Here is a 13,097-nt window from a genome sequence, read left to right as displayed (position 1 = left end):
GATGAAGAAAATTATTGGCGGAGCCTTTGATGGTTAACATAGAGATCGACGGCAAAAAGATTCAGGCAAACGACGGGGCAATGGTGATTGAAGCCGCCGATGCCGCCGGTATTGCTGTTCCGCGTTTTTGCTATCATAAGAAATTGTCGGTCGCCGCCAACTGTCGCATGTGCTTGGTTGAGGTTGAGAAGGCAGCCAAGCCATTGCCCGCATGCGCCACCCCGGTGACTGAGGGGATGAAGGTCTTCACTCAGTCGCGTAAAGCGATTGAGGCGCAAAAAGGCGTGATGGAATTTTTGCTGATCAATCATCCGCTGGATTGTCCGATTTGCGATCAGGGCGGCGAGTGTGAACTTCAGGATTTGGCAATGGGTTTCGGCAGTGACCATTCCCAATACTCTGAAAAGAAGCGTGTAGTGGCGGACAAAGACATCGGTCCGCTGATTGCGACCGATATGACGCGCTGCATCCACTGTACCCGTTGCGTGCGTTTTGGCGAAGAGATCGCCGGTTTGCGCGAACTGGGTGCCACCGGACGTGGTGAGCATATGCTTATTGGTACCTATATACAGAAATCTGTCGCTTCGGAACTTTCGGGTAACGTCATCGATTTGTGTCCGGTCGGGGCACTGACCTCCAAGCCGTTCCGTTTTCACGCCCGTTCGTGGGAAATGGACAAGCGTCCTTCGGTGGCGGCGCATGATTGTGTCGGTTCCAATATTCATGTCGAAACCTTGCGCGGAGAAGTGCGTCGTGTCACGCCCAAAGAAAATGAAGAAATTAATGAAACCTGGATCTCCGATCGTGACCGTTTCAGCTATGAAGGTGTCAATAGCGCTGATCGCTTGACAGTGCCAATGATCAAGCGCGAATCGGGCTGGCAGGAAACGGATTGGGAAACGGCGCTGAATGTCGCAGTGAGTGGGCTGAAGAATGTCGTCTCGCAACGCGGCGCAGCGCAGCTTGGGGCGCTTGTTTCGCCAAGCGCGACTATCGAAGAAATGTATTTGCTGCAAAAGCTGATGCGTGGCATCGGAAGCTCCAATGTGGATCACCGTAACCGTCAGCTTGATTTCAGTGATCAGGATCTGATGCCGAGTGTTCCGACGCTGGGAACTGCAATCCAGCATCTTGAAAAGGCGGATGCTGCGTTATTGATTGGTTCGAATGTGCGCATGGAGCAGCCGCTGATTGGTCATCGTCTACGTAAGGCAGCAGTGCATGGCGGTCGCATCATGTTCATCAATCCTGTCGATTACGATTTCCGCTTTGATGTGCATCAAAAGATTATCGCTGATCCTGTTGCCATGGAGCGTGCATTGGCGGGTATTGCCAAGGCGCTATTGGATGGTCATTCCGGGAATGCACCGCAGGGATTGTCTAAGTTGCTGGCAAGCGTTGTCGCCAATAAGGCAGAGCGCAAGATTGCAGATACATTGAAAGCGGCCTCGAATGGCTCGGTGCTGATCGGTAATTTTGCCCTCAATCATCCGGCGGGTGCTGCATTGCGGGCGTTGGGATTGGCGATTGCACAGCTGAGTGGCGCCAAGTTTGGCTATTTGACCGACGGTGCCAATGCCGCAGGCGCATGGATTGCCGGTGCGGTGCCGCATCGCGCCGCCGCAGGCAAGGGCGGCAGCTTTGGCCTTAATGCGCACGATATGCTACAGGAAAAGCTGCAAGGATATGTTGTGTGCGGTTTAGAGCCGGAATACGACTGCGCCAATCCAGCAATGGCGATGACCGCGCTCAAAAATGCGGAAATTGTAGTGGCGCTGACGGCTTACAAGAGCGGTGCGATGCTCGAATATGCGGATGTACTGCTGCCGATCGCTCCGTTTGCTGAAACCTCCGGTACGTATGTCAACGTGGAAGGCCGTTGGCAGAGTTTCGGTGCGGCAGTCGCTGCCAAAGGTGAAGCTCGTCCTGGCTGGAAAGTGCTGCGAGTGTTGGGCAATTTGTTTAGCCTCGGTGGTTTTGACTATGTGTCATCGGAAGATGTGCGTGATGAACTCAAGCGCGCCAGCGACGCTGAGATTGAACGTGCCAGTGGCACGATGAGCAAACAAGAACATGGTTGGCGTTGTCCGGAAAAGTTACATAGCGCGCCGCCTGGCATGGTGCGTATTGCCGATGTGCCGATTTATGCGCTCGACGCAACGGTGCGTCGTGCGGTCTCGCTACAAAAGAGTCCGTTGGCTGAAACGGCGTTAGTACGTATTAATGACGCTGACACGAAGAAACTAGGTTTGGCTGATGGTGATTTGGTGTCGGTCAAACAGGAAGGCGCCGAGAGTATATTGACCTTGGTGGTGGACAACCGTGTGGCGTCGGGTTGTGCCTGGATATCCGCCGCGCTGGCCGGAACCATTGGCTTGGGTGCTAATGGCATGGCTGTGGAATTAAAACGGGCCTGAGGACGGAGACAATAGCGGGTATGTTGGATACAGCACTCACACTCTGGAGCAGTTTGCCCGTATTGCTGCAGATTATTATCAAGATCGTCGTCATTGTGGTGCCGATCATGCTTAGCGTTGCCTATTTGACGCTGGCTGAACGCAAGGTGATTGGTTACATCCAGGTGCGTATCGGCCCGAACCGGGTAGGCCCGCGTGGCTTGTTGCAACCCATTGCCGACGGTATCAAGCTGGCATTCAAGGAGGTGGTGATTCCGACCAATGCCAATAAATTCCTGTTTCTCTTTGCACCGATCCTGACGTTGGCACCGGCATTGGCAGCGTGGGCGGTGATACCGTTTGATAAGCAACTGGTATTGGCGAATATCGATGCTGGTCTACTTTATATTCTGGCCATGACTTCAATGGGGGTTTACGGCATTATCATCGCTGGCTGGGCCTCCAATTCGAAGTATGCCTTCCTCGGGGCGTTACGTTCATCGGCACAGGTGGTATCTTATGAAATCGCCATGGGTTTTGCCTTGGTCGGTGTGTTGATGGCGGCGGGTAGTTTGAATTTGCGTGAGATTGTGTTGGCCCAGCAAGGCAGCTTCCTGCACTGGTACTGGTTGCCGCTGTTTCCGCTGTTTCTGGTCTATTTTATTTCTGGACTTGCTGAAACCAACCGTGCACCCTTCGATGTGGCGGAAGGTGAATCTGAAATTGTTGCCGGTTTCCATGTTGAGTATTCCGGGATGACCTTCGCCGTCTTCTTCCTGGCGGAATACGCCAACATGATTCTGGTGTCGGCGTTGTGCGCGACTATGTTTGCAGGCGGCTGGCTTTCGCCGTTCCAGGGAGTTCCGGGCCTTGAAGCACTCTTTGCATGGGTACCAGGCATCGTATGGTTGCTGGCCAAGATTTCGTTTTTCCTGTTTTTCTTCTTGTGGTTCCGGGCGACATTCCCGCGTTATCGGTATGACCAGATTATGCGTCTCGGATGGAAAGTGTTTATTCCAGTCACCATCGTCTGGCTGTTGGTGGTTGGTCTGGCGATCATGGGCCATATCGGCCCCTGGTTCGATTAGGCCCTGGGAGGTGCTGCGATGAAAACAATGCAACACTATGTTAAGAGTTTCATACTCTGGGAATTGTTGATTGGTCTCAAGTTGACGGGGAAGTATTTCTTCGCCAAAAAGATCACGGTGCAATACCCGGAAGAGAAGACGCCAATGTCGCCGCGTTTCCGTGGCTTGCATGCGTTGCGGCGTTACCCGAATGGTGAAGAACGTTGTATCGCCTGTAAGCTATGTGAAGCGGTGTGCCCGGCACTGGCGATTACGATTGAGTCGGATCAGCGTGAGGACGGCAGCCGCCGCACCACGCTTTATGACATTGATCTGTTCAAGTGTATCTATTGCGGCTTATGCGAAGAGGCCTGTCCGGTTGATGCGATTGTTGAGACCCGTGAGTTCGAGTATCACTTCGAACGACGCGGTGAGCAGATCATGACCAAGGAAAAACTCCTGGCGGTGGGCGATCGTCTGGAAAAACAGATTGCGGCTGACCGGGCGGTGGATTCGCAATACCGATGACAGCGATGGGACACCTCTATAAATTCGCTGAAGCCGCGCTGGCGGTGTTGCAAACGGGCTCAAAATGCTCATGTACTACATGTACACTGCGCTTTTTCGCCCGTTTGCGCCTTGCCATCATCGGCTTGATCGAATTTATAGAGGTGTCCTTTAGTTTTAATTTAAAAGAGAATAACGACAGGACATGGACACCGTAATTTTTTACTTCTTTGCCGCGATCTTGATCGCTTCTGCGTTGGCGGTGATTACCGTGCGCAATCCTGTGCATGCCGTTCTGTTTCTGGTGCTGACTTTTTTCACCAGTGCCGCGATCTGGTTGATGCTGGAGGCCGAGTTTCTTGCGATCACGCTGGTGCTGGTCTACGTCGGCGCGGTCATGGTCTTGTTCCTGTTTGTGGTGATGATGCTGGATATCAATATCGCTATTCTACGTGAAGGTTTTATTCGTTACCTGCCGGTGGGTATCGCGGTAGCGGTGATTATGGTGATTGAGCTGAGCATGGTGGTCGGCGCCAAGAACTTCGGCCTCGACAAAGTGGCCGCACCGGTGCGTCATGCGGCGGATTACAGTAATACCAAGGAACTGGGACGAGTGCTGTATACCGACTATGTCTATTCCTTTGAGCTGGCTGCTGTCATCCTGGTGGTGGCGATTATTGCAGCGATTGCGTTGACCCTGCGGCGTCGGCCGGATAGTAAGCATCAGGACCCAGGTGCGCAGGTTGCAGTGAAGCGCGAGGATCGCGTCCGTATAGTGAAGATGGCGGCTGAAAAAAAAGAAGCCAAATAAGGGATCCAGGTTCGTAGATTACGAACCAATGAGGGGATTATGATTGCGTTATCACACTTTCTGCTGCTGGGTGCAATCCTGTTTTGCATCAGTGTGGCGGGTATATTTATCAACCGCAAGAATGTCATCGTGCTGTTGATTGCCATTGAGTTGATGTTGCTGGCAGTGAATCTGAATTTTGTCGCCTTCTCCTATTATTTGGGGGATATTGCCGGCCAGGTATTCGTGTTCTTCATCCTGACGGTGGCAGCCGCTGAAGCGGCAATTGGTCTTGCGATACTGGTCGTGTGGTTCCGTAACCGCCGCAGTATCAATGTTGAACATCTGGACAGCCTGAAGGGATAAGCGGGAGCGCCATGGAGAGTCTTTATCTTTGGATTGTACTGGCGCCGCTCATCGGATCGGTGATTGCCGGTTTCTTTGGGAAAACAATCGGGCGTAGCGGGGCGCATTGGGTCACGATCATTGGCGTGGTCGTGGCCTTTGCTTTGTCAGCGATAGTCTTTAATAACATCGTTCTCAATGATGGCGCTGCCTATAACGCGACTGTTTATACCTGGGGTGTGAGTGATGGCATCCGCTTCGAGGTCGGTTTCATGATCGATGAACTGACGGCCTCGATGATGATGATTGTGACTTTTGTCTCGTTGATGGTGCATATCTACACCGTTGGTTATATGCACGATGATCCTGGCTATCAGCGCTTTTTCAGTTATATCTCCCTGTTTACCTTCTCCATGTTGATGTTGGTGATGGCCAACAATTTCATGCAGCTGTTCTTCGGTTGGGAGGCGGTAGGCCTGGTGTCCTATTTGCTGATCGGTTTCTGGTTCAAAAAGGAATCCGCCATCTACGCCAACCTCAAGGCGTTTCTCGTCAACCGTGTCGGTGACTTTGGCTTCCTGCTCGGCATCGCGGCCGTGTTGATGTATTTCAACAGCCTTGATTATGCAGATGTGTTTAACGCCGCACCGCTGATGAAAGATCTGACCATTCAGATCATTCCTGGGATCGATTGGTCGTTGATGACAGTGATTTGTATCCTGCTATTTATCGGCGCGATGGGTAAATCGGCACAAGTGCCGTTACATGTGTGGCTGCCGGATTCGATGGAAGGCCCGACCCCGATCTCGGCCCTGATCCACGCCGCGACCATGGTCACCGCCGGTATCTTCATGGTGGCTCGTATGTCACCTCTCTATGAATTGTCTGAAACTGCGTTGACTGTGGTACTGGTGATTGGTGCCATCACGGCGCTGTTCATGGGCTTCCTCGGGTTGGTGCAGAACGACATCAAGCGCGTGGTGGCGTATTCCACCTTGTCACAGCTGGGTTATATGACCGTGGCGCTCGGCGCCTCAGCTTACGCTGCCGGTATTTTCCATCTGATGACCCACGCCTTTTTCAAGGCGCTGTTGTTCCTGGCGGCAGGTTCGGTCATCGTCGCCATGCACCATGAACAGGATATTCGCAAGATGGGTGGCCTGAAAAAATACATGCCAATCACCTACTGGTGCATGTTGGTCGGTTCGCTGGCATTGATTGGATTCCCCGGTATGTCCGGTTTCTTCTCCAAGGATGCCATCATCGAAGCTGTGGCCGAGTCTCATGTCGCAGGTTCGACCTTTGCCTACCTGTGTGTGTTGATTGGCGTATTCGTGACGGCGCTTTATAGCTTCCGCATGTTCTTCCTCGTGTTCCATGGCAAGGAGCGCATGGATCACCATACCCGGGAACACCTGCATGAATCACCGGCCGTGATCACCGTACCGCTGGTATTGCTGGCGATCCCGTCAGTGATCATCGGTGCCATTGCAGTCGGTCCATGGCTGTTCGGTGATTATTTTGGCAAGGCGATATATGTCAGTGAACATCACGACGTGCTGGGTCATCTGGGTGAGCATTACACCGGAGCGCTTGGCTTCGTGCTGCATGGCATTATGGGGCTGCCGTTCTGGTTGGCTGCCGCCGGTGTCGGCACGGCGTATTATCTGTATATGCAGCGGCCTGAATTGCCGGCGCAGATCAAAGACAAGTTCCAGGGTGTATATAACGTGCTAACAAAAGCGTATGGTTTTGATGCCTTCAATGAAATGTTCTTCGCCAGTGGCAGCCGCAAGGCTGGACGCATGTTCTGGCAATTTGGCGACGTCAAGGCGATAGACGGCATCATGGTCAATGGCACGGCCAATGGCGTGGGTTGGTTGTCGGGCGTCATCCGGCAATGGCAAACGGGTTACCTCTACCATTACGCATTCTGGATGATTATCGGATTGCTGGTGATGCTAGGTTGGCTCCTGGTTTTAGTATAAGAATTCAGGAATAAGTTTAAAAAAGGGCTCGGGTGAATGTCGGATTTTCCGCTTCTTAGTTTGGTGGTTTGGTTGCCGGTACTCGGCGGCTTGCTTGTATTGGCCGTGGGCGCCAGCGGCAATAACTGTGCCGTGCGCTGGACCGCACTGACGGCGGCAATCGTCGGCTTTCTGGTGTCATTGCCGCTCTATACCGAGTTTAATGTCACCACCGCCGACATGCAGTTTGTCGAAAAAGCCTCCTGGATCCCGGCATTCAATATCAATTATTTCCTCGGCGTGGATGGCATCTCCATGCCGCTTATTCTGCTGACCACGTTCACCACGATTCTGGTGGTGATCGCCGCCTGGGAAGTCATCGACTATAAAGTTGCCCAATACATGGCCTCATTCCTGATCATGGAAGGGATGATGAATGGCGTTTTCGCAGCGCTGGATGCCATCTTGTTCTACGTATTCTGGGAAGGGATGCTGATCCCCATGTTTTTGGTGATCGGTATCTGGGGTGGCGCGCGGCGTGTTTACGCGACCCTGAAATTTTTCCTTTATACGTTTTTTGGTTCGGTATTCCTGCTGATTGCGCTGGTCTATCTTTATTTCCAGGCCAACAGCTTCAGCATTCTCGATTTCCACGCCGTGCCGGTCAGCATGACCGCCCAGATACTGATCTTCCTTGCCTTCCTGATCGCGTTTGCAGTCAAGGTGCCGATGTGGCCAGTGCATACCTGGTTGCCGGACGCTCACGTCGAGGCGCCTACCGGCGGTTCCGTGATCCTGGCGGCGATCATGCTCAAGCTGGGCGCCTACGGCTTTGTCCGCTTCATGTTGCCGATTGCGCCGGATGCCAGTGCGGAGCTGGATTGGATGATCATCGCCATGTCACTGATTGCGGTGGTCTATATCGCGTTGGTGGCTCTGGCGCAGGAAGACATGAAGAAGCTGATCGCCTATTCTTCAATTTCGCATATGGGATTTGTCACGCTGGGTTTCTTCGTGGTGTTCGATATTTTCCGGCAGACAGGTGCAGTTGCAGGGGCGGCGATGGGTGTTGAAGGCGCCCTGGTGCAAATGATCTCACACGGTTTTGTCTCCGGCGCGATGTTCCTCTGTGTGGGCGTCATGTATGACCGGATGCATAGCCGTAACATCAGTGATTACGGCGGTGTTGTGAATACCATGCCCAAGTTTACCGCCTTAATGGTCTTCTTCGCCATGGCCAATGCGGGATTGCCGGGAACTTCTGGCTTCGTCGGCGAATTCATGGTGGTGCTGAGCGCCTTTAAAGCGAATTTCTGGTACGCATTCCTGGCCGCGACGACATTGATCCTCGGCGCCGCCTATACCTTGTGGATGGTGAAGCGGGTGGTGTTTGGCGAGATCAAGAACAAACATGTCGCTGAACTCAAAGATATCAATGCCCGTGAAGGGCTGGTGTTGGGTAGTCTGGCGGTATTGGTGTTATTGCTGGGGGTCTGGCCGGCGCCATTGCTGGATGTAATGCATAGTTCGGTAGAGCATTTATTGCAGCAGGCAGTGACATCGAAGCTGATGTAATTAAATGATCGTTAAAGTCTTTGGAAGCGAACGGTGAGCATGAATTTTGTAATGCCAAATTTTATCCCAGCACTGCCTGAAATTTTTGTTTTGGGCATGGCCTGCGCGATCCTGATTATTGATCTTTATCTCAAAGACAGTGATCGCGTCGTGACCTTTTTTATGTCACTGGCGACACTGGCTGGGGCAGCGATGCTGACCATCAGCCTGTCAGAAAGTGAACGTGTGCTGACCTTCAATGACAGTTTCGTGATTGATCAGATGGGTAATGTACTTAAGCTCTTTATCTATCTGGTTACGGCAGTGGTATTTCTCTATTCGCGGCGTTATCTCAAACAGCGCAGTCTGTATCGCGGTGAGTTTTTCGTACTGGGGCTGTTTGCTGTACTCGGGATGATGGTCATGGTCTCCGCCCATAGCCTATTGACCGTATATCTGGGGCTGGAGCTGTTGTCGCTCTCGCTTTACGCCCTGGTCGCGTTTCAACGGGATTCGTTGAATGCCACTGAAGCCGCGATGAAGTATTTTGTCCTCGGCGCGCTAGCCTCCGGGATGTTGTTGTATGGCATGTCCATGATCTACGGCATGGTCGGCAGCCTGGATCTGGCCGTCATCGGCGGCTATGTGGCCTCCAATAGCGATAATATTGTGTTGATGTTTGGTTTGGTGTTTGTGGTGGTGGGCTTGGCCTTCAAGTTGGGCGCTGTGCCGTTCCACATGTGGATACCGGATGTTTATCACGGTGCGCCAACGGCGGTCACGTTGTTCATCGGCACCGCGCCCAAGATCGCTGCATTTGCCATGATCATGCGGCTCCTGGTAGAAGGATTGGGCGATTTGCATCATCAATGGCAAGACTTGCTGATTGTGTTGTCGATTTTGTCGATTGCCATTGGTAACGTCATTGCCATCGCGCAAACCAATCTCAAACGCATGTTGGCGTATTCGACGATTGCCCATGTCGGTTTTCTCCTGCTGGGTATCCTCTCCGGCACCGAAAATGGCTACTCCGCGTCCATGTTCTATGTGATTGTTTATGCGCTGATGGGGCTGGGTGGTTTCGGCATGATCATCGCGCTCAGCCGTGCCGGTTTCGAGGCGGATAAGATTGAAGACTTCAAAGGCCTGAACGAACGAAGTCCATGGCTGGCGGCCATGATGTTGATCCTGATGTTCTCAATGGCAGGGGTACCACCGACCGTGGGTTTCTATGCCAAGCTGTCAGTGATTCAATCCGTCGTTCAAATCGATCTGGTCTGGCTTGCCGTTTACGCAGTCGTCTTCTCCGTGGTGGGTGCGTTTTATTACCTGCGTGTCATCAAGGTCATGTATTTTGACAAACCTGAAGAGGCTGGTCGCATCGAAACGGGTACGGACATGCGAGTTGTGTTGTCGGTAAACTGTTTGGCGATGTTGGTGTTGGGCATCTTCCCGGCAGCATTGATGCGCTACTGTTTAACGGTATTCTAGTTGGAATTGGATTCCGTGTTCATCCCCGAGTTAAGCGGGATGGTTGTAACAAAGGTTCCGCCGTGTCGGCGGGCGGGTATCCTGGCTGGATGTTGGTGATGGCAATATGCGTATTCTGCTGAGCAATGATGATGGTTATCTTGCTCCGGGTATCCAGTGTCTGGCGGAGTCCCTTCGTCAAATCGCTGATGTTACCCTGGTCGCGCCGGAGCGGAATCGTAGCGGCGCGAGCAATTCCCTGACCCTTGATCAACCGCTGCGTGCCCATTATGTGTCTAACAACGTGATCTATGTCGACGGCACCCCCACCGATTGTGTGCATCTTGCAATTACCGGCCTGCTCGATAAAGAACCAGACATGGTAGTCGCCGGCATTAATGCCGGGGCCAACATGGGGGATGATGTTTTATATTCGGGTACCGTCGCGGCGGCAACGGAAGGCCGCTTTCTGGGGTTTCCTGCGATAGCGGTATCGTTGGTGGGCGCCGATCCAAAACACTATGCCACGGCGGCGAAAGCCGCTATGCAACTGATCGATCGGTTGTTACGTGATCCGTTACCTGCGGATACCATTCTTAACGTCAATGTACCGGATATTCCTTGGGAGAAAATCGAAGGCTTTGAGGCGACCCGGCTTGGGCATCGTCATAAATCCGAGCCCGTCATCAAGGCGCATGATCCCCGTGGACGGGATATTTACTGGGTGGGACCTGCGGGTTCTGAGGCCGATGCCGGGCCGGGCACGGATTTTCATGCCGTTCGGCGCAACCGAATATCAGTAACCCCCATTCAAATCGATCTGACGCGTTATACTGCGCTCGAACAAGTGGCAACGTGGTTATCAGGAATGTAAGTTTCATGAATGGTCCTCGGCATCGCGGTATTGGTATGACTTCGCAGCGCACCCGCGAGCGCCTGATCTCGCGCCTGCAGGAACAGGGGATACGCAATCCCAAGGTGTTGGATGTATTCCGCAATACACCGCGGCACATTTTTGTCGATGAAGCATTGGCCAGTCGATCCTATGATGACACCGCATTGCCCATTGGCTTTGGTCAGACGATCTCGCAACCGTATATCGTGGCGCGGATGACTGAAATTGTCATTGAAACCGGCCCCTGCAAGAAGGTGCTGGAAATTGGTACCGGTTCCGGTTATCAGGCGGCAATTTTGGCGCAAGTGGCCGAGCAGGTTTTTAGCGTTGAACGGATAGGTGAATTGTCGCAGCGTGCCCGGCAACGATTTCGTGAATTGAAACTCCACAATCTCAGGCTCAAACACGTCGATGGCCAAATGGGGTGGCAGGAATATGCGCCCTATGATGTCATTGTCATGACCGCAGCACCGCTGGAAATTCCCGCTGCACTGCTTGAGCAGTTGGCCATCGGTGGGCGTTTGATCGCCCCTGTGGGGCAGAGTGGTAAACAAGAGTTGGTGCTGATCACCCGTACCGAAGAGGGATTTCACAGGATGCCGATCGAAGAAGTCGAGTTCGTGCCCCTGTTATCTGGAAATCGCTGATGCGGTTTTTTTCCTTGCTCTATGATAAAGCGCTGAACTGGTCGAGACATCGGCATGCCCCGTGGTTTTTGGGCGCGATAAGTTTTGCGGAATCTTCTTTTTTCCCAATTCCACCCGACGTGATGTTGGCACCGATGTCATTGGCGGCGCCCCGGCGAGCCTGGTTTTTTGCCCTATTAACGACCCTGACCTCAGTAGCGGGTGGGGCGTTTGGCTACCTGATTGGCATGCTGGCATTCGAAGCTGTGGAACCCATTTTGCATCAGGTGGGTTACTGGGATGGATTTCTTAAAGTGAAACAATGGTTTATTGAGGAAGGAATTTGGGTGATTTTTATTGCCGCATTCTCGCCAATTCCCTATAAACTATTTACCATCGGCGCTGGTGTGATGAGCATGGCGTTTGTTCCATTTGTACTCACTTCTTTAGTTGGCCGTGGCGCGCGTTTTTTTATGGTGGCCGGACTGATGAAGTGGGGTGGTGAGCGCATGGAGCGAATGTTGCGTCACTACGTTGATCTTATCGGTTGGCTGTTGGTGGTATTGGTGGTTGTGTTGTATCTGTTCAGTAAGTTTTCTTAAAGGTATTGGCTATTGCGGTTTAATGCGAAGCAACGGATTCAAGAGCACACTTGGGTCTGGTTAAAGACAGTGGTATTTCTCATCGCAACATCGAGTCTGCCTGGTTGTGGCAGTCATTTTTATCACCAGGTGCGTGACGGTGATACGCTGTATTCAATTAGCTGGAGCTACGATCGTGACTATCACGATGTCGCCCGGTGGAATGATATAGAGCCTCCTTACACTGTGCATTATGGTGACTGGTTGCGAGTGGTGCCGCCAGTCGATGGCGAGGAGGGGGCAGTTCAACCCAAAAAACATAGCCCCGGCAAAGCACCGGTGCGATCCTCACAGCCGACAACAGTTGCAAAAACACCTGCTCATCCCGATTCGCGTCAAGCCATTGCACCAGTGGATGCAGCGCCCATCGTTCGTGATGAAGTTGAATGGCAATGGCCCGCACAAGGCGATGTGGTGCATCGTTATGATGCCAGGTCGCAAGGCAAGAAGGGAATTGCTATCAGTGGTATGAGCGGCGATGCCGTTAAGGCAGCAGCGAGTGGCAAAGTGGTTTATAGTGGCGATGGATTGCGCGGTTATGGCAAGTTGCTGATCATCAAGCACAATGACAAATATCTCAGCGCCTATGCTCATAATCGCGAATTATTGGTCAAAGAAGGTGAGCAAGTTAGTCGTGGTCAGGGCATTGCCCGCATGGGGAGTACCGAGGCGGATCGGGTAAAATTGCACTTTGAGATACGGGCCGATGGTAAACCCGTTGATCCGCTCCGCTATCTCCCAAAAGGTGGATCATAACTACCTGTTTAATATTGTTTTTGCACTTCGACATTATGCTTGTTGGAAACTGTTTTTTGCGGTTAGACTGTCAAGTATCGCTC

13 protein-coding genes are annotated in these 13,097 nt (G+C 52.5%); all 13 read left to right on the top strand.

From position 1 onward, the window contains the following. Nucleotides 1-26 precede the first annotated feature (26 nt). Nucleotides 27-2,417: an NADH-quinone oxidoreductase subunit G gene (locus HY272_04735; protein ID MBI3771988.1), complete on the top strand. Its 2,391-nt coding sequence runs from the start codon at nt 27-29 to the stop codon at nt 2,415-2,417. A gap of 20 nt (nt 2,418-2,437) precedes the next feature. Then, nucleotides 2,438-3,484: an NADH-quinone oxidoreductase subunit NuoH gene (gene nuoH, locus HY272_04730; protein MBI3771987.1), complete on the top strand. Its 1,047-nt coding sequence runs from the start codon at nt 2,438-2,440 to the stop codon at nt 3,482-3,484. Nucleotides 3,485-3,502: 18 nt separating this feature from the next. Beyond that, nucleotides 3,503-3,991, top strand: coding sequence for an NADH-quinone oxidoreductase subunit NuoI (nuoI, locus tag HY272_04725; protein MBI3771986.1), 489 nt, complete (start codon nt 3,503-3,505; stop codon nt 3,989-3,991). Next, on the top strand, nt 3,988-4,188 hold the full coding sequence (locus HY272_04720) for a hypothetical protein (protein ID MBI3771985.1): 201 nt from the start codon (nt 3,988-3,990) through the stop codon (nt 4,186-4,188). Before nuoI ends, HY272_04720 begins: the two co-directional genes overlap by 4 nt. Further along, the gene (locus tag HY272_04715) at nt 4,176-4,781 is read left to right on the top strand and encodes an NADH-quinone oxidoreductase subunit J (GenBank protein ID MBI3771984.1); all 606 of its coding nucleotides are present in this window, start codon (nt 4,176-4,178) and stop codon (nt 4,779-4,781) included. The genes HY272_04720 and HY272_04715 overlap by 13 nt, the downstream gene beginning before the upstream one ends. A 39-nt stretch (nt 4,782-4,820) precedes the next feature. Further along, nucleotides 4,821-5,126, top strand: coding sequence for an NADH-quinone oxidoreductase subunit NuoK (gene nuoK, locus HY272_04710; GenBank protein MBI3771983.1), 306 nt, complete (start codon nt 4,821-4,823; stop codon nt 5,124-5,126). An 11-nt stretch (nt 5,127-5,137) separates the two neighbouring features. Beyond that, nucleotides 5,138-7,093, top strand: coding sequence for an NADH-quinone oxidoreductase subunit L (nuoL, locus tag HY272_04705; GenBank protein MBI3771982.1), 1,956 nt, complete (start codon nt 5,138-5,140; stop codon nt 7,091-7,093). Nucleotides 7,094-7,129: 36 nt separating this feature from the next. Further along, entirely contained in the window at nt 7,130-8,647 is a 1,518-nt protein-coding gene (locus HY272_04700; protein ID MBI3771981.1) for an NADH-quinone oxidoreductase subunit M, read from the top strand. A gap of 39 nt (nt 8,648-8,686) precedes the next feature. Then, a complete protein-coding gene (nuoN, locus tag HY272_04695; GenBank protein ID MBI3771980.1) occupies nt 8,687-10,117 on the top strand; it encodes an NADH-quinone oxidoreductase subunit NuoN in 1,431 nt (476 codons plus the stop codon). Nucleotides 10,118-10,223: 106 nt separating this feature from the next. Continuing rightward, a complete protein-coding gene (gene surE, locus HY272_04690; protein MBI3771979.1) occupies nt 10,224-10,970 on the top strand; it encodes a 5'/3'-nucleotidase SurE in 747 nt (248 codons plus the stop codon). Between the two features lie 5 nt (nt 10,971-10,975). Then, nucleotides 10,976-11,638: a protein-L-isoaspartate(D-aspartate) O-methyltransferase gene (locus tag HY272_04685; GenBank protein ID MBI3771978.1), complete on the top strand. Its 663-nt coding sequence runs from the start codon at nt 10,976-10,978 to the stop codon at nt 11,636-11,638. Continuing rightward, nucleotides 11,638-12,219, top strand: coding sequence for a DedA family protein (locus HY272_04680; GenBank protein ID MBI3771977.1), 582 nt, complete (start codon nt 11,638-11,640; stop codon nt 12,217-12,219). The genes HY272_04685 and HY272_04680 overlap by 1 nt, the downstream gene beginning before the upstream one ends. 69 nt (nt 12,220-12,288) lie before the next feature. Then, complete coding sequence (locus tag HY272_04675) at nt 12,289-13,014, top strand: peptidoglycan DD-metalloendopeptidase family protein (protein ID MBI3771976.1); 726 nt, start codon at nt 12,289-12,291, stop codon at nt 13,012-13,014. Nucleotides 13,015-13,097 lie beyond the last annotated feature (83 nt).

This window comes from Gammaproteobacteria bacterium (assembly GCA_016200485.1).
In the GTDB taxonomy this organism is placed as follows: Bacteria; Pseudomonadota; Gammaproteobacteria; order Tenderiales; family Tenderiaceae; genus JACQEP01.
This window is presented reverse-complemented; position numbering and strand designations above follow the sequence as displayed.